Below are 18,057 nucleotides of genomic sequence, written 5' to 3'. Positions count from 1 at the left end.
TCTGATGCTCTGGTTAATTAATTTTTAAAAAATTATGCGTTCATCGCACCATTGTTCTATTTTTGTTGTTGATTGGTTTTTATTTGTCATTTTTAAGGTTTGGTTTTTTAGTAAAGCAACTCTTATTTATGTGATAAATGTTGATTATTGATGCTTGTGTTTTTTTAATTAATTGATTTTTTTGAATAAATTTTTTATTTTTTGAAAAAATACTTATTATGGATGAATGTCAATTATTCTCTCTTCTCAATATTCCAATTAATGATAATAATTAATCTCTATACTTGTTTTTTATCTAATAATTGTCAGTCAACATGATTTTTATTTTTTTTTGAAAAATAGAGCATCGAAACATATAGCTTTATACGTTATTAAAATAATAACTCTATAAATTTTTTTCGAATATGTTCGATTAGCAGAGATACAAATAATCCACCAGTAGGCGCAGGTGATTGCTGAAACCGTCCGTCAACCAGAACATGCTGATGTTCCCGCCTGTTCGAAAACCCGATTCTCGGCTGGTTGCCGGTAGTCAGATTACTCAGGTGGCGCAGAACGCTATCCGCTCCACGGTGTTCTGTTTTATCCTGGCAGAGATGTAAATGTGCTTCACCGCTAAAGAATGAGATTATCGGTTAAACTTGTTGATGTGTTCGTCATTATATTTCAGGAGATTTTACATGACTAAACCCGATCCTAAAGATGCCACCGTGAGTGAAGGGCTGGCGAAAATGCGTGAAGCGGCGGATAAGCTGACTGAAGAAGAAGTGGATGCGTTGGCGGAGGAGGCAAAGCAGGCGGTGATAGACACGAAAACAGAGGCCGATAACAAACGTTAGGGGTAGCGCTCAGTCTGCCGGCAAACGAGAATGGGAAGTGCTGTTGAAATCAAACAGCAGTCTGCTGGTGTTTTATCAAATTGAAAAATTGGCAGATATTTTGCATGCGGCTTTTACAAGTGAAAACCAGGTAGTGGCCAAAAAGCCACTGATTTTCTGTTTATAAGGGAAGTATTATGCACGACAAATTGCTCATAGACGGTCAACAAGTCGCGGGTCAGGGGAAAGCGCTGGCGGTTTTTAATCCTGCAAGCGGAGAGCGAATCGCATTGATAGCACAGGCGGATCTACAGCAGGTCGATGCCGCCGTGCAGGCGGCGGATGCGGCATTTACGCAGTGGGGGAAAACCACGCCCAAAGCACGTTCCGCCTATTTATTAAAAATTGCCGATGTAATTGAGGAGCACGCTGAGGAATTTGCCCGGCTGGAGTCCCTTAACTGCGGCAAACCCTATCATGCGGTATTGAATGATGAAATTCCGGCTGTTGCTGATGTGTTCCGGTTTTTCGCCGGTGCGGCACGTTGCCTGAATGGTTCGGCGGCGGGGGAATATCTTGAGGGGCATACCTCAATGATTCGACGCGATCCGATAGGCGTTGTGGCATCCATCGCCCCGTGGAATTACCCGTTAATGATGGCATCCTGGAAACTGGCGCCAGCGTTGGCGGCGGGAAACTGTGTAGTGCTGAAACCTGCTGAACAAACCCCGCTGACAACCTTTTATTTAGCCCACCTGCTGGTGGATATACTGCCAGCAGGTGTGGTGAATATCCTGTTTGGAAGCGGCGCTGAGGTGGGCAACGCGCTCACCGGACATGAAAAGGTGCGGATGGTCTCCCTGACCGGATCGATTGCCACCGGCGTACACATTCTTTCGAATACGGCGCCCAGTGTAAAACGGACTCACATGGAGCTGGGCGGGAAAGCACCGGTCATTGTCTTTGACGACGCGGATATTGAACAAGTGGTTGAGGGCATTCGCGGTTTCGGTTTCTACAATGCCGGTCAGGACTGTACTGCGGCCTGCCGTCTGTATGTACAGCGTGGTGTCTATGATCAGGTAGTGGCTGAACTGGGTAAAGCCGTTTCTACGCTGAATATGGGCGATCCGCAGGATGAACAAACTGAACTGGGGCCGCTAATTACCGAGCCGCAGTTGGAAAGGGTCGTCGGATTTGTCGAACGAGCCAAAGCATTGCCGCATATCAGCGTGGTTACCGGCGGCGAGCGGGTGGAAGGAAAGGGATATTATTTCCAGCCCACCGTATTGGCCGGTGCTCGTCAGGAAGATGAGATCGTGCAGAAAGAGATCTTTGGTCCGGTGATTTCTATCACCCCATTTGATGATGAAGAACAGGTAGTTGGTTGGGCTAATGCCTCCAACTACGGGTTGGCGTCGTCAGTCTGGACCAGGGATATTGGCCGGGCGCATCGTCTGGCGGCGTGTCTGCAATATGGCTGCACCTGGGTAAATACCCATTTCATGCTGGTAAGCGAAATGCCGCACGGTGGGCAGAAACTTTCTGGTTACGGAAAGGATATGTCGATATACGGCCTGGAAGATTACACTCTTGTTCGCCATGTCATGATCCGCCACTGATTTTCGCCTGATCAATAATCCATGTTGCCTCTGCTATGAGTGGGGGTAACGTGGGTCTGCAATTCTTCCGCTGACAATTTTCCTCCCGCCGATAATATTCGCTATTTCGAAACGCTGCATCATTAAGCCTCTTTTTGCACTAAAAGAGGGCTTAATGCTCATTTTTGGTGCGTTTTTGTCTCCTTTTTTGATATTTCCTCTGAATTTATGACACTCATTGGATTTTAATTCTGAATGTAAGATTTGGTTTTTATTTTTATTTTGATTTTTTATGTTAACTCAGATTTTAATTTTTTATTGGTGCCTGGGGCTGCTAATTGGCGCGTTATGTGCATTAATTAAATTGATATCGCGTGATATCAGTTATCAAGGAGCGCATTTTGTCCAGACCAATGGTAAACCTTAACCCGCTAGAGTGTACTCAGCAGGCATTACATTTGATTAAGAGTGAAAAATTGACTACCGAAGAGTTGTCCGCATTAAATCGGGAAGTCGTGCATTGTTTTCGTGAATACGTCAATCCGGGTTTTCTTGAATACAGGAAATCCGTCACCTCCGGGGGTGAGTACGGCGCAGTTGAATGGCGCGCCAGCGGCCCAAATACACTAGTTGATACCCAGGGAAATGAATACCTGGATTGTCTGGGTGGTTTTGGTATCTTCAGTGTTGGTCATCGCAATCCCACCGTTATTGCCGCTGTTGAACAGCAACTTGCCAAGCAACCCCTGCATAGCCAGGAGCTTCTTGACCCACTGCGGGCTATGCTGGCAAAAACATTGGCGGCATTAACGCCAGGCAATCTTAAATACAGTTTTTTCTGCAATAGTGGAACAGAGTCGGTTGAAGCGGCGCTGAAGTTGGCCAAGGCCTACCAGTCCAAGCGTGGTAAATATACCTTTATCGCCGCGTCGGGCGCATTTCATGGTAAGTCTCTCGGTGCGCTGTCCGCCACCGCCAAGGCTGAATTCCGTCGTCCTTTCATGCCATTACTTCCTGGTTTTCACCATGTTCCTTTTGGCGATATCAGCGCTATAAGGAAGCAGGTTCATCAATGCCAGAAGACCGGAGATGACGTAGCCGCTATCATCCTTGAACCCATTCAGGGAGAAGGCGGTGTTATCATTCCCCCGGACAATTACTTGCCTGCAGTCAGAGCATTATGTGATGAGGTTGGGGCATTGCTGATTCTGGATGAAGTACAGACCGGCATGGGGCGGACGGGCAAGATGTTTGCCTGTGAACATTATGGTGTTCAGCCCGATATTCTTTGTTTGGCTAAAGCCCTGGGCGGCGGTGTGATGCCAATTGGCGCAACGGTGGCGACGGAAGAAGTGTTCTCCGTGCTGTTTGAAAACCCGTTCCTGCACACCACTACCTTTGGTGGTAACCCGCTGGCCTGTTCGGCGGCGCTGGCAACCATCAATGTGTTATTGACCGATAATTTACCTGAAAAGTCCGCACAGCAAGGCGCTTTCTTACTGAATGGACTGAAGCAGCTTGCCGCCAGCTATCCGGAATTGATTTCCGATGTTCGTGGTCTTGGCCTGTTGCAGGCTATCGAGTTCAAGAAAAACGAGATTGGTTATGCATTTGCGAAAGAACTTTTCCATCGTCATATCCTGGTTGCCGGTACGCTGAACAACGCTAAATCGGTACGCATCGAACCGCCGCTGACCATCACCCGCGAACAGTGCGCTCACGTGCTGAAAGAAGCGGGCGAGGTGTTAAAAAAGCTCAAGGGCATGATGGTAGAGGAAGACACGGAAGAGAATAGAATGAAGGAATTTGTCGTCGAGTAAGGCGAGTAATACCAACATACAGCATTTTCTTCACTTCATTGAAACCAGTCGGATGTTATCTGACTGGTTTTTTTATGAGCGTGTTACCCTCGCTTTTCCCTATGCTCCTTGAGCATAAAAATCGGGAATGTTTTCGAACTGCTTTCCAGTTTTCCGCTTTTCAGCTAGTTACCCGCGTCCATTCCACTACTATGCCGGGAGATAATCAGGGATGGAGAGGACAATCGATGCAAACGCATGATGCGATCTTTAAGCAATTTCTCAGTGATATTGAGGTAGCGAGGGACTTTCTCTCTATCCATCTTCCGTCGGACATTCGTGAACGCTGTGATTTCAGCACATTGCAGTTGGAGTCAGCTTCGTTTATTGACGAAAAGTTGCGCACAAGGGTATCGGATATGCTCTATTCGCTGCATACCAGAACGGGGACAGGGTATCTTTATTGCTGTCATCATGCCTGTATTAACCAGCATAATGACAGCAGTACCTGTCTAAATAACGTTAATGGGTGTTATGAACGGCCAGTTTTTCAATCAGATTCAGCCGGTTTCCCCAGGGATCGGCCTGTTCCGCTTTGCGCCAGTCTTGATTAGGCACCAGATTATGCCTGCCGGAGCCGGATTGAATAATGGCTTTGCGAAACGGTAGTCAGGAAAACCCCAGCAATTAAATAGTTCGAGTATACTCGTACAATTGTACTATACTGTTCGTCGATATCAGTACCGAGTTCTGCCGCAGACAGTTAACTGCCAGCCCCAGAATTAGTTTAACTAATTAAGGATGTTATATGGCTCGCACGACCCCTATTGAACGCTATCGTAATATTGGCATTTCGGCTCACATTGATGCCGGTAAAACCACCACAACGGAACGCATCCTGTTTTACACCGGGGTGAGTCACAAGATGGGGGAAGTCCACGATGGCGCGGCAACCACTGACTGGATGGCGCAGGAACAGGAACGCGGCATCACCATCACCTCTGCGGCGGTGACCTGTTTCTGGCAGGGGATGGACCGCCGTTATTCCCAACATCGCATTAATATTATCGATACTCCCGGCCATGTGGATTTCACCATTGAAGTCGAACGTTCAATGCGCGTGCTGGATGGCGCGGTGATGGTGTATGACTCTGTCGGCGGCGTACAGCCGCAGTCGGAGACGGTATGGCGTCAGGCCAATAAATATCATGTGCCGCGCCTGGCGTTCGTTAACAAAATGGACCGCCCCGGCGCCAACTATTTCCGTGTCTGTCAGATGATGATTGACCGGCTGAAAGCCAATCCGGTGCCAATTGTTATCCCGATAGGCAGTGAAGAAAACTTTATCGGCGTGGTTGATCTGATCAAGATGCGCGCCATTATCTGGGACGACGCCTCACAGGGAATGACCTTTAGCTATGAGGCGATCCCGGACGAGTTGCTGGCTACGGCGCAGGAATGGCGGGAGAAAATGGTCACGGCGGCGGCAGAGGCTTCCGATGAACTGATGACCAAGTATCTGGATGGCGTGGCGTTGAGTGAAGATGAGATTACCCTGGGCCTGCGCACCCGCACCATTGCCGGCGAAATTCAGCCGATGTTGTGCGGCAGCGCATTTAAAAATAAAGGCGTGCAGCGCATGTTGGACGCCATCATTGAACTGATGCCTTCTCCGCTGGATATTCCTCCGGTCAGCGGTATTGATGAAAAAGGCAATGTGTCGGTACGTCACGCCGATGACAACGATAAATTCTCGGCGCTGGCGTTCAAGTTGATGACTGATCCCTATGTCGGGCAGTTGACTTTCGTGCGGGTTTATTCTGGCGTGCTGAACAAAGGCGACAGCGTTTATAACCCGGTGCGGGGAAAAAAGGAACGTATTGGGCGTATCGTCCAGATGCACGCCAATGCCCGTCATGAAGTGGATGAAATCCGCGCCGGGGACATTGCGGCCTGCGTCGGCCTGAAAGAAGTGACCACCGGGGAAACCCTGTGCGACCCGGATGCCGTTTTGACGCTGGAACGCATGGAGTTCCCTGAACCGGTGATTTCGCTCGCCATTGAACCCAAAACCAAAGCCGATCAGGAAAGAATGGGGATCGCCCTGCAACGGCTGGCGTCGGAAGATCCGTCATTTCGGCTCAGAACGGACGAGGAATCCGGCCAGACCATCATTTCCGGCATGGGCGAGCTGCATCTGGAAATTATTGTCGATCGTATGAAGCGTGAATTCGGCGTGGCGGCTAATATCGGCAGACCGCAGGTCACCTACCGTGAAACGATACGCAGCAAAGTGACTGATGTAGAAGGGAAGTTTGTCCGTCAGTCCGGTGGTAAGGGCCAGTATGGTCACGTTGTGCTGACGGTGGCGCCCCAGGAAGCTGGCAAGGGTTTTGCTTTCGAGGATGACACCAAAGGTGGGGTGGTGCCGCGTGAGTTTATTCCGTCGGTTGAAAAAGGCGTGCGCGAAGCGATGATGACCGGCGTACTGGCGGGTTATCCGATTGTCGACGTCAAGGTCACGCTGACTTTCGGTTCCTATCATGAGGTGGATTCCTCGGAAATGGCGTTCAAGATGGCGGCGATTTTCGGCTTCCGCGATGCAATCAAACGCGCCAATCCGGTGATCCTGGAACCGGTTATGCAAGTGGAAGTTGAAACGCCGGAAGAGTATGCAGGTAGCGTAATGGGGGATTTGTCTTCCCGCCGTGGTCTGGTGCAGGGCATGGAGGAGATGATTACCGGGCGGATTATCCGCGCCGAGGTGCCTTTGTCCGAGATGTTTGGTTACTCTACCGCGCTGCGCTCGATGTCTCAGGGGCGGGCGACCTACACTATGGAGTTCAAACATTACGTGGAAGCGCCACGTAATGTGATGGAGGAAATTATTGCGGCCCGCAGTTCCCGGTAAAAATAGCGCCAGGCGGCTTATTTCGCCTGGCTACCGTAAACCGCAAAGGTAAAGGCCAGATAGGCAGCCAGCGTCGAGGTCATATCGCCGACGTCTTTGGTTGGGTTAACCTCGGTAATCGCCATCGCCGCGCAGTGCGGCGCCAGCAGTTCCACCATGTGCAGCGCCTGATCGGAGCTAATGCCGCCGGGTTCGTGCGCACCGGCGCCGGGCGCGAAGGCCGGATCGACCGAATCGATATCAAACGACAGGAACAGGTGGTCAGCCCCGGCTACCCGTTGCAGGATGCGTGCGACCGACTCTTCCGCCCCGAGGCGCAGCACGTCGCGTGCGGACAGATGCACCAGATCGTTGTCGTGCTTGAACTGGCCGGAAGCCGGAAAGTTAAAGTGACGCTCACATACCTGGATGCAGTCGGTGGGTGCGATGCGCTCCAGCTCCAGCGAGCGCCGCATACCGCTCGACTGACTGTGGCGCCCCTGTCGTTCGCTCTCATCCATCAAATCCAGATGGGCGTCGAAGTGAATGATGCCAATCCGGCCAGGCAGCGCATCATGTACGCCGCGCGCCACCGGGAAGAGCAAGCTGTCGTCGCCGCCGACCACTACCGGGACGCGCCCGTTGCCGATGGATTCCTGCACCGCCTGCGAGGTGGCGTCGAAGGTTTTCAATGTGTCGTTCAGAATCACGTTGATATCGCCTCGATCAACCAGCAACTGTTCTCCCACTTCCATCTGGCTGTCGGTTTCCAGGCAGTAGACTTTGCCCTGCTGGATACGCATATTAATCCAGCGTGCGCATTCGCGCACTCGCGCTGGCGCATAGCGAGAGCCTGGCCAGCCGAGCGAGGACTCGCCATCGAAAGGAACGCCCCATAAATCAAACTGTCTTTTGTTGTTCATACCAGCCTCTAGTACAGAAGAATATTAACCACGCGGCGACTGTAGATAACCCCCCCAACGCTGCGCGGCGTAGCGAAATAGCGTCAACATCAGCAGCGTCAGCGCCAGATAGATCAGTCCCGCAGTCACGTAGGGTTCGAACTGAATGTAGTAATTCAGACTGATGTTGCGTGCGGCGCCAGTGATTTCCATCAACGTGACGGTGCTGGCCAGCGAGGTGGCGTGCAGCATCATGATGGTTTCATTGCTATACAGTGAGAGCGAACGCGTCAGCATGGCGGGCAGCAGGATGCGTCGCACGCGAACCGGGAACGACATGCCGTAGGCTCTGGCCGCCTCAATTTCGCCGGGCGGCAAATGGCGCAGCCCGCCAGCGAAGATCACCGTGGTATAGGCGGTGGTGTTGAGCACAAAGGTCATCAACACACAGACCAACGGACTGGATAACCACGGCCACAGCAGGCTGCTGCGCAGCAACTCGAACTGAGCCAGTCCGTAATAGATCAGGAATAGCTGAACCAATAGCGGCGTGCCGCGAAAAATCAATGTATACAGTTCGATCAGCGCACGGATCGGCCTCGGCGCGTTGTTGAGCGCCAGCGCCAGCCCCAGCGACAGGAAGAAACTGATGCCCAGCGAAGCCGCCGTCAGCAGCAGCGTCAGGCGGGTGCCGTCGGCGTACATCCAGAGATTGTCGGCGATGATATCCCAGTTCATAGATCTACCTCGCGCACGCCCAGCGCATAACGTTTACTCAGCAAGCGTAGCGCCAGCACCGACAGCAGAGTGATGACCAGATAAAAAGCGCCGGCCAGCAGATAAAAGGTGAACGGCTGGCCGGTCGATTCCGCCGCGCTGCGGGTACGGAACATGATGTCCTCCAGCCCCAGCAGGGAAACCAGCGCGGTGGCTTTCATCAACACCAGCCAGTTGTTGGTGAAGCCGGGCAGCGCCAGACGGATCATTTGCGGCAGGACGATGCGGTAAAAGGTTTTGCCGGCGCTGAAGCCAAACGCCTGCGCGGCTTCAATTTCCCCGTAAGGGATGTTGGTCAGCGCATTGCGGAAAGTCTCGGTCATGTAGGCGCCAAAGATAAAACCCAACGTAACAAAGCCTGCGGTGAACGGGCTGAACTCCACGCGATACTCCCCGCCAGCCAGTTCGATCCCGTTATTGAGCAGCGCCGGCAGGCTATAAAACACCAGCAGCATCAACACCAGGTCCGGGATGCCGCGTGCCAGCAGGGTATAGGGCGCGATCAGATAGTTCAGCCAGCGGGCGCCGGATTGTTTGCCCAGCGCGCACAGCAGGCCAATCAGCACCGCCAGCAGCAGAGCGGCCAGCGCCAGTTGCAGCGTTACCCATCCCGCCCCGATCACCATGAAAAAGTAGTTACCAGACATGGCGGTCACTCGGCTGAGAAGTATTTCTTATTCAGCGCGTCCAACTGACCGTCGGCCCGGACTTTAGCCAGCCCCTGATTAATTTTCTCCAACAGAGCGGTATTCTTTTTGTTGATGGCGATCGCTACGCCTTCGCCGAACTCGGGCGCGTCTTTGCCGGTCAGGCGCGGCCCCACCAGCTCATAATCCTTGCCGCTCTCTTTTTTCAGGAAGCTATGGATAATCTGCGCCTCGTAGCTCATATGCACATCGGCGCGACCGGCGGTGAGGTCAAGATAGGGCGCGCTGCCGCCGTCATAGCGTTTGATAGTGCTCTGGCGGTAATTTTTTGACACCCAGGCATCCATCGGCGTACCGGTCTGCACCGCGATAACCTTGCCCTTCATGCCTGTCGGCGATGTGTCGGTAATCGCCCCTTTACGCGCCACGAAACGAAACACCGGACGCTCGTAGATATCGCTGAACGCCATCACCTTGCGGCGTGCGTCGGTTACCGTCAACTGCGAAATCAGCGCGTCATACTTGCCGCTGATCAGGCCGGGGATCATACCGTCCCATGCGGCGTTGATAATGTTGCAGTTAAGCTCTGCCGCCATACACACCGCTTCCGCCAGCTCAATGTCGTAGCCGACCAGCTTGCCGGAATCATCCACCGACTCAAACGGCGGGAAGGTTGCGTCGGTGGCGATAGTGATCGGCCCTTTGGCCAAAGCCGGGCCTGCCAGACTCATTGCAGCGACAGCCAGCAGCACTGTTGATATTTTTTTCATCGTTACATCCTCTGGTTGGTTAGTTTAATACGTTATCCCGCAGCAGGCTGCGACCTGCCGATATGTCGTCTGGCTCGCTATTCTCCACCGCTTGGATTCAGGTGCCCATCGGAGGCGGTACAATCACCCAGATGGCGGTGCATATCTCCGTGGCCGACGTGTTGCGCCACGTATGGGGCAGCGTGGGTTTGAAGGTCAGCGTGTCGCTTTTTTTCAGCACATAGCGCTGCTCTTCAATCACCAATTCCAGGCTGCCGCTCAGGACATGCACCATATCCACCGCCGCTTTCAGGGTATAAGGCTCGGTGCCGGAACCCCCCAGGGGATCGATCTCGGAGAACAGCACCATCATCTCTTCGTTGCCGGCGCCGCTAATCAAATACTCGCGCATGTTCTCGCCGCCGAGGCTGATCGGCGTGCCCTGGCCTGCCGGGACAAAGTTGGTTGACGGCGGATCAAACAGTTTTGACGGCGTAATGCCCACCACTTCGCACACACGCAGCAGCGTGGCGATTGACGCTTGCGTCACATTGCGTTCCAGTCGGCTGATAAACGATTTACTCACGCCGACCTTTTGCGCGACTTCTTCGATACGCATCCCTTTGGCTTTACGCAGGGCGCGCAGACGCACGCCAACGTTAAAGTCTTCGACCGCGTCGTTTTTCCTGCTACTCTCAGATTGGTCATTATGTTCTGAACGAGGCATCCTGATCCCTTTTGTTGCGTATTAGGTAACTTTAACCCTTTCATGCATCTTCCATGCCATTTCCCGAAATTCGGCGTTTTTGTCATGCGGTTGATCCGGTCTGCCAATACGATGGTCTTTGCCACAAAGCAACAAGAATCAGAATAACTACAGCTAATTAAAATTCTTCATTCGGCGAAAAGCGACGGAAAAACCAGAAAGAAAGGTAGGGAAAAAGTTGCCGTATAGTCATTTTTTTTGCAAAAAAATGACCCGATGCGACAGAGAAGGGTTGCCTGATAGTTCACTTTTCGCGGTATGCGCCGGATAATTTGCCTCATATTGGAACGGCCTGCTGCTATTTGGTGCAAAACGGGCCAGCGCATCGCGTTGTATCCGGCCTCGTCTTCCGTCATCAGCCTGTCCAGAGGGAATTTGGCGTAATGACAACCGTTGTATTTAATATGCTAATAATTGAATGTGAAATTATTAATCTGTTATTTATCCATAAAAACGTAAATCAATTTTAATTATCGGGCGTAATATGCGTTACTTTTTAAAATATCCTATAATCAAGTCGTTTCGGAAAAGTTTTATTGCAGCGGCTTTAAGTAAAGTTATTGGAGCGGTTGTTTTTAAACAGAGGAAGTCATAAATGGTATTAAAAAAGAAACGAACTGTGCCAATGGAAATACAGGATATTACCATCATTGATGATGCCAAACTAAAGAAGGCTATAACGGCGGCGGCACTTGGAAATGCCATGGAATGGTTTGATTTTGGCGTATATGGTTTCGTTGCTTATGCTCTTGGGCGGGTGTTTTTCCCTGGCGCGGACCCAGGCGTGCAAATGATTGCCGCTCTGGCGACCTTTTCCGTTCCTTTTCTTGTCAGGCCATTGGGTGGGATATTCTTTGGCGCTATGGGCGATAAATTTGGTCGCCAGAAAGTATTATCAATTACCATTATTATTATGGCGGTAAGTACTTTCTGTATTGGTTTGATCCCGTCATATGACTCGATAGGCATCTGGGCGCCGGTATTATTATTGCTGGCGAAATTGGCGCAGGGTTTTTCGGTTGGGGGCGAATACACCGGCGCGGCGGTATTTGTTGCCGAATACTCACCCGACAGAAAGCGCGGGTTTTTAGGCAGTTGGCTTGATTTTGGATCGATCGCCGGCTTTGTTTTAGGGGCGGGTGTTGTTGTTCTGATATCGTCGATTGTCGGTGAAGAGAATTTCCTTGCATGGGGATGGCGTATCCCGTTCTTTATTGCCGGGCCTTTAGGGCTGATTGGCATCTATTTGCGGCATGCGTTGGAGGAAACCCCCACCTTTCAACAACATTTTGATAAAATTGATAAAGCATCGAAAGATAGCCTACAGTCGGCCCCGAAAATTTCCGTCCGCGAAATTGCCACTACTCAGTGGAGGAGTTTAGTGCTTTGCGTCGGTATAGTCATTGTCACCAACGTCACCTACTATATGTTGCTGACGTATATGCCGAGCTATCTTTCCCACAGCCTCAATTATTCTGAAGATCATGGTGTAATGATTATTATCGCCGTGATGATTGGTATGTTATTTGTACAGCCGATAATGGGATTAATGAGTGACAGATATGGACGCAAGCCGTTTATTATCTGCGGGAGTATTGGTCTTTTTATTTTATCCATCCCAAGTTTCATGCTGATTAATAGCGGCGTGATCGGTCTGATCTTTTGCGGGCTGTTAATTCTGGCCGTTTTGCTTAACTCTTTTACTGGTGTTATGGCGTCAATTTTGCCCGCGATGTTTCCGACGCATATACGCTATAGCGCGTTGGCGACTTCATTCAATATTTCCGTTCTGGTGGCGGGTTTTACACCGACTGTGGCGGCATGGCTGGTGGAATCAACGAAGAATCTCTATATGCCAGCCTATTATTTAATGGTTGTCGCCATCATTGGTTTGATCACGGGGATGTTGATGAAAGAAACAGCCAACCGGCCATTAAAAGGCGCGACGCCTGCGGCTTCAGACCGAACTGAAGCGAAAGAACTGTTACAGGAGCACCACGACAATATTGAACAGAAAATAGAAGATATTGATGAACAAATTGCCGCGTTGCAGAAGAAAAGAAAAAACCTGATCGATCAGCATCCTGAAATAAATTAGGCCGGGAAACGAAGCCAATACCCCTGCGACTTGAATAAATATGAAATGCCGGCAGTAAGCTCGAAAGCATACTGCCGCAAGTTTAGCGGAAAGGGGGTTCGTTGAAGGTACGCAGCTTGCGTGAATGCAGACGGTCGCCTTCCGCGCGCAGCAGATCGATGGTGCAGATGCCAATTTGCAAATGCTCGGAAATCGCGCCTTCATAGAAGCGATTAGCCTGACCGGGCAGTTTGATTTCGCCGTGCAACGGCTTGTCAGAGACGCAGAGCAACGTGCCGTAAGGCACCCGGAAGCGGTAACCCTGCGCGGCAATCGTCGCGCTTTCCATATCAACGGCAACCGCACGGCTGAGATTAAAGCGCAGTGCGGAGGCAGAATATCTCAACTCCCAATTGCGATCGTCGGTGGTGACCACCGTGCCGGTGCGCAGACGCTGTTTCACTTCCTCGCCGGGCATACCGCTTACCATTTTGGTTGCGTCGTAAAGGGCGCGCTGCACTTCGGCAATGCTGGGAATAGGAATATCGGGCGGCAGCACCGAATCAAGTACATGATCGTCGCGCAGATAGGCATGGGCCAGCACATAATCGCCGATAGCCTGACTTTCACGCAGACCGCCGCAGTGGCCGATCATCAGCCAGGCGTGTGGCCGCAGCACCGCGAGGTGATCGCAGATGGTTTTGGCATTGGACGGGCCGACGCCAATGTTGACCAGCGTAATGCCTTTGCCGTGGCGTGAAATCAGATGGTAAGCCGGCATCTGGTGGTTTTTCCAGGCGAGATCGGAAACGCTTTGATCAGGATCGGATGTTTTGGCTGTGATGTAGATACCGCCTGCGCAGGAAAGAGCTTCATAGGGGCTGTCTGGATCGCAAATCTGGCTACAGGCCCAGCGCACGAATTCATCAACGTAGCGGGTATAGTTGGTGAAGAGAACGAAAGGTTGAAAATGTTCAACCGGTGTGCCGGTATAGTGGCGCAGACGCGCCAGCGAAAAGTCGGTTCTCAAGGCGTCGAAATGCGACAGCGGCGAGGTGGTAGTGGCATGAAATAACCCGTCGGCGGTTTCATCACCGATCTGAGAGAGTTCCGTGGTCGGGAAATGTTTGGCGATCCCGGCGCTCATTGAACGATCAAGAATAAGGTCTGAACCATCCAGCACGTAAGGGAAGGGGATTTCCTGCTGTGAGGGAACCACTTCAATACTGGCGGCATACTCCTCCTCAAGCAGGGCTAACTGTTCGGCCAGATAGTGACGGAAAAAGCCGGGGCGGGTAATGGTGGTGGCGTAGCTGCCCGGCCGGGTAAAGCGGCCATAGGCCCGATGTTTGGGGTGGCCTGGCGTTACGCCATCCCATTTTACGCGCAGTTCAGGATAAGCAAAGCACCCTGCGGCGCGTGCTTTTACCTCAGGCAACGTGCCGTGGCGGATGAAATCCCCTATGGCGTCACGCAGCGCTGAAACCGCGTCGTCGTACAACCCTTCCAGTTTATCAAGCGCCTCTTCGGTCGTGAGGTTTATGCTGGATCCGTTGTTATGCATACTTTTTTCTCCGTTTGCATTCTTCATTCTTTTACGGTTAACCCTGCTGTAACAGGCTAGCTGAAAATAAAAGTAAAAACGAACTTTCAAGGTTGATGACAAACCTGTAGCGGCCTCAGTACGCTGTCCTTAATATCGGACGTTGTCAACGCGGGCTGAACTTTCGGGGTTACTATTTTTCCTGACCGGACAAATTAGCGGCGCTGACGGCCAGCACCGACAGTACGCCCAACGCCGCTGCGGGAGCCAGTACGCTCCAGAATCCCCGCTCAATATACGGCATACCTTCCGCCAGAACGCGGCCCCATTCCGGTGTTGGCGGCGACGCGCCTAATCCTAAAAATCCCAGCGAGGCCAGCGCCAGCGCGATACCGGGCAGGCGCAGCATGGCATGGCGGAATAATGGCCCGATTAACGCCGGTAAAACGTAAAACAGACGACGGCGCAGGGGGCCGACACCGATCACCGGCAATATACGCACATAGGGACGCGCATCAATTTCCGCCAGCAATGCCGCAGTGTGCGCCGCCAGTGGCGCCCAACTGACTGCGGTGACGGCAGCCGCCGCGCCCATTGATGTCGGGCCATTGATTGCCGCCACCAGCAGACCGGCAATAACCGGGGGCAGGGCGTTGGTCACTTCAACCGGGCCGGTAAACAGGCGGGGGAATAGACCGATAAACAGGCCAATTGCCAGACAGGCCAGCGATATCATTAATGCCAGTATGCAAGTGTGCAGCGTACCGTGAGCGACACGCGCCAGCAGATCGCGCCCCATAGCATCGGCACCGAAAGGCAGAGTAAATGAGGGTGATTGTAAGCGTAAAAAAGCGGAAGTGTAGGGGTCGCGCGGCAGTCCGGCGATCAGTAATACCGCTAACAGCAATAGACAGCATACCGGTAGCCAGATGGCGTAGCGCGATAACGTCATCTGCGTTTCTTCCGGTACCGGCATCGTGCCGCTGTTCAGCGCTCGTCCAAGAATAAGCAGTCGCACACCACCCGCAGTCATACCGGCCAGGGAGGCGATAATCAGCAAAATGAGTACGCCAGCCTGTAACGCGGGGAGATCCTGCGCCGCCGCCGCCCCCAAAATTGCCCGGCCAAGTCCAGGTATGGCGAAGACTTTTTCCACGGCGATGGCGCCGCCCGTCAGGGAGACCAGCACCAGCCCGAACAGCGGCATTACGCCGGGTAGTGTCCGTTTCAGTACCGCCAGCGCAATATGCCGACGGCTAATACCCGCCACGCTCCAGGTGGTCAGCCAGCTTTCGCTGAATGTCGCCGACAGCGCGTCGGCGATAATCCGACCAAGATAACCGCCAGCAGGTATCCCCAACGCCAGTGAGGGCAACACGGCATAATGCGCCCCCTGCCAGCCGTAAGGCGGAAACCATTGCAGCCAGACCGCCCCGATAATCAGTAACAATGATGCCAGCAGAAATTCCGGCATGGCAGTGAACCATGCGGCAAACAAGCCGTTAGAGCGTTGCAACTGGCCGCGTAGCCCCCGCATAAAGGTGGCGGCGCACAGAGCGCTCGCCAGCGAGAATGCCACCAATGCGGAACAGAGCATCAACGTCAGCGAGACGCCGGTCGCCTGCAACATTCCTGGCAGCACCGGACGCCCGGATACCCATGACGTTCCCGCGTCGCCGCACAGCAACCCGTTAAGCCAGTTGAACAATAACTGCACCGGCCCCTGATCCAATCCCAGCGACTGGCGGATTGCATTCAATGTTTCTGCGGTGGCTTCCTGATCGCCGGAACGGGCGCGCAGCAGCGCCAGAGCCGGATCCTGGCCGGATAGCCACGGCAGCATACCAATCAAGGCGATAATCGCCGCCAGCGTCAGCAGGCGCGAAAACAGCGGGATCAGAACGCCACAGCGGGGGTAACGCTGGCGGTTGACCGTGGCGCAGGCCCGGCAATATAACGATTCGCTCATTGATGCGCGTCTGCTGCCGTAGCCCGTTTTGTCGAGGCGTTGATCAGAGCGCGTTCACGCGGATCGCGCAGCGCGCCTTGTATCTGCGCGCTTTCGCCCTGAATAACGCGTTCATGCAACATCGGGATCGCTGCGTCGCTGGCAAGAATCAGGTTTTCCGCCCGCATGATGGCTTTCCGGCGTTCATCACCAGCCGGAATAACGGCGGCCTGCTGTAATGCCTGATCGATTTCCGGGCGGCACAGTTGGGCGATGTTGAACGATCCCTCGCAGGAGAAATCACTGTAGAGATAAGCAACGGGATCGCCGGAATCCAGCACGGTCGCCCGGGATAAAATAAAAGCGTCAAATTTACCGGCCAATGCATCGGCTTCAATCTGTGCATATTCACGCACTACCTGCCGCACGGTAAAGCCCGCCGCAGTGAGTTGCTGTGCCAGATAGACCGCTACCTCTGGCAGTTCAGCGCGATCGCTGAAGGTCGCCAGGGTAATGCTGGCGCCGTTGGGAGCCGCGGCCTGCACCGGGTCGGCAACCGGCTGGCGTAACGCAGCGGCCCACGGCAGGGCGGGGCCAAGCAATCCCTGCGCAATATCCGCACGTTTCTCATAAACGTTATCCACCAGTTGTTGCCGATTAACGGCAACACGCACCGCCGCCCGCATGGCCGGGTCGGCCATTACGCCGTGTCGGGCATTGAGATACAGTGTGTTGGTGCGGGGCATCGGTACTTCATGGATCAGCTTTTGATCCAGCAACGGCGCCTGGGAAACCGGAATGGCTTCTACGATATCCGCCGCGCCGGTACGTAAAGCGGCGGCTCTGGCGGTGCCGTCCGGCACGAAGCTGACATCAATGCCGCTGGCCTGCGCTTTCTCGCCCCAGTAGCCGTCGAATCTGTCCAGTGTTGCGCCGCTGGTGCCGTTTACGCTGCGTAGCACAAAGGGGCCGCTGCCGGTATTGATCGGGTTGACGACGTCATTTTTTGCATAAGCGGCGGTGGATAAAATGGCTAATTGCGGGCTGGATAAGCGCTGTGGCAGCAGAGGGTCCGGTTTGGCGGTTGAGACAATCACCGCGTTATCGCCATCGGCGGCTACGGTCATCTGCACGCCGTCAAGAATACGCGGTTTCGGCGCCGCGTGGGCGGCGACGGTCAGCGCATTGACCACGGCGGCGGCGGTCAACACGCTGTTATCGTGAAAACGCACGCCGGGACGTAGCTCAAAGCGCCAGGCGCGATCATCAACGGGTTGCCAACCAATTGCCAGCGCTGGCCGGGTTTCGCCGAGCGGATCGAGAACCACCAGCGTTTCCGCCGTACTCCAGCGGGAAAGTTTGAACGCATCGTCGCTGAGTGGCGTCAGCCCGGAGCGTGGCGGTTGGAGCATGGCAAGTTTCAGGCGAGCATCTCCATCGTCGATCTGTTTTTGCTCAGGCTCATTGAAACAGCCTGACAGCAGCAGGGAAGCCGACAACAGGCTGGCAACAGACCAAAGGGAAATTCGCATATTCATTT

The 18,057-nt window shown here is 53.1% G+C and carries 15 protein-coding genes and 1 pseudogene; 7 read left to right on the top strand and 9 right to left on the bottom strand.

Annotated elements, in window-relative coordinates; genetic code table 11:
* The first annotated feature begins 452 nt into the window (after positions 1–452).
* The 6 genes and pseudogenes from BIY29_RS20235 to fusA all read left to right on the top strand — a co-directional run bounded on the left by BIY29_RS20235 (position 453) and on the right by fusA (position 7,129).
* On the top strand, positions 453–602 hold the full coding sequence (locus tag BIY29_RS20235) for a hypothetical protein (protein ID WP_170158936.1): 150 nt from the start codon (positions 453–455) through the stop codon (positions 600–602).
* 78 nt (positions 603–680) lie between these two features.
* The gene (locus tag BIY29_RS20230) at positions 681–839 is read left to right on the top strand and encodes a hypothetical protein (protein WP_170158935.1); all 159 of its coding nucleotides are present in this window, start codon (positions 681–683) and stop codon (positions 837–839) included.
* A 176-nt stretch (positions 840–1,015) separates the two neighbouring features.
* The gene (gene patD, locus BIY29_RS12850) at positions 1,016–2,440 is read left to right on the top strand and encodes an aminobutyraldehyde dehydrogenase (protein WP_121575508.1); all 1,425 of its coding nucleotides are present in this window, start codon (positions 1,016–1,018) and stop codon (positions 2,438–2,440) included.
* 380 nt (positions 2,441–2,820) lie between these two features.
* On the top strand, positions 2,821–4,239 hold the full coding sequence (gene ygjG, locus BIY29_RS12845) for a putrescine aminotransferase (protein ID WP_205680342.1): 1,419 nt from the start codon (positions 2,821–2,823) through the stop codon (positions 4,237–4,239).
* 227 nt (positions 4,240–4,466) lie between these two features.
* Positions 4,467–4,685 (top strand): annotated as a pseudogene (locus tag BIY29_RS12840) (Rpn family recombination-promoting nuclease/putative transposase); the annotation flags it as partial.
* Between the two features lie 341 nt (positions 4,686–5,026).
* On the top strand, positions 5,027–7,129 hold the full coding sequence (gene fusA / locus BIY29_RS12835; protein WP_121575506.1) for an elongation factor G: 2,103 nt from the start codon (positions 5,027–5,029) through the stop codon (positions 7,127–7,129).
* Positions 7,130–7,146: 17 nt separating this feature from the next.
* Here the strand turns inward: fusA and BIY29_RS12830 are convergent, their stop codons facing one another.
* From BIY29_RS12830 to BIY29_RS20050, 6 genes are all read right to left on the bottom strand, one after another.
* A complete protein-coding gene (locus tag BIY29_RS12830; protein ID WP_121575505.1) occupies positions 7,147–8,031 on the bottom strand; it encodes an arginase family protein in 885 nt (294 codons plus the stop codon).
* 24 nt (positions 8,032–8,055) lie between these two features.
* The gene (locus BIY29_RS12825; RefSeq protein ID WP_121575504.1) at positions 8,056–8,748 is read right to left on the bottom strand and encodes an ABC transporter permease; all 693 of its coding nucleotides are present in this window, start codon (positions 8,746–8,748) and stop codon (positions 8,056–8,058) included.
* The gene (locus BIY29_RS12820; RefSeq protein ID WP_121575503.1) at positions 8,745–9,434 is read right to left on the bottom strand and encodes an ABC transporter permease; all 690 of its coding nucleotides are present in this window, start codon (positions 9,432–9,434) and stop codon (positions 8,745–8,747) included. Before BIY29_RS12820 ends, BIY29_RS12825 begins: the two co-directional genes overlap by 4 nt.
* A gap of 5 nt (positions 9,435–9,439) precedes the next feature.
* Entirely contained in the window at positions 9,440–10,204 is a 765-nt protein-coding gene (locus BIY29_RS12815) for a transporter substrate-binding domain-containing protein (RefSeq protein WP_121575502.1), read from the bottom strand.
* A gap of 97 nt (positions 10,205–10,301) precedes the next feature.
* Positions 10,302–10,910, bottom strand: coding sequence for a helix-turn-helix domain-containing protein (locus tag BIY29_RS12810; protein WP_121575501.1), 609 nt, complete (start codon positions 10,908–10,910; stop codon positions 10,302–10,304).
* Positions 10,911–11,077: 167 nt separating this feature from the next.
* Positions 11,078–11,305 carry a hypothetical protein gene (locus BIY29_RS20050; RefSeq protein ID WP_147437157.1) on the bottom strand — a complete coding sequence of 76 codons (228 nt, stop codon included), beginning with the start codon at positions 11,303–11,305 and terminating at the stop codon, positions 11,078–11,080.
* 239 nt (positions 11,306–11,544) lie between these two features.
* Here BIY29_RS20050 and proP point away from each other — a divergent pair, with 239 nt between their 5' ends.
* The gene (gene proP / locus BIY29_RS12805; RefSeq protein WP_121575500.1) at positions 11,545–13,047 is read left to right on the top strand and encodes a glycine betaine/L-proline transporter ProP; all 1,503 of its coding nucleotides are present in this window, start codon (positions 11,545–11,547) and stop codon (positions 13,045–13,047) included.
* A gap of 82 nt (positions 13,048–13,129) precedes the next feature.
* On the opposite strand, the gene BIY29_RS12800 is transcribed toward proP, so the two are convergent.
* From BIY29_RS12800 to BIY29_RS12790, 3 genes are all read right to left on the bottom strand, one after another.
* Positions 13,130–14,590, bottom strand: a complete 1,461-nt coding sequence (locus BIY29_RS12800; protein WP_121575499.1) for an AMP nucleosidase — start codon at positions 14,588–14,590, stop codon at positions 13,130–13,132.
* Between the two features lie 172 nt (positions 14,591–14,762).
* Complete coding sequence (locus BIY29_RS12795) at positions 14,763–16,538, bottom strand: ABC transporter permease subunit (RefSeq protein ID WP_121575498.1); 1,776 nt, start codon at positions 16,536–16,538, stop codon at positions 14,763–14,765.
* Entirely contained in the window at positions 16,535–18,055 is a 1,521-nt protein-coding gene (locus tag BIY29_RS12790) for an ABC transporter substrate-binding protein (RefSeq protein WP_121575497.1), read from the bottom strand. Before BIY29_RS12790 ends, BIY29_RS12795 begins: the two co-directional genes overlap by 4 nt.
* Between the last annotated feature and the right edge of the window lie 2 nt (positions 18,056–18,057).

It is taken from the genome of Brenneria alni, assembly GCF_003666245.1.
GTDB classification, from domain to species: domain Bacteria; phylum Pseudomonadota; class Gammaproteobacteria; order Enterobacterales; family Enterobacteriaceae; genus Brenneria; species Brenneria alni.
The sequence above is the reverse complement of the archived record's forward strand: the minus strand, read 5'-3'. Positions and strand labels throughout refer to the sequence as shown.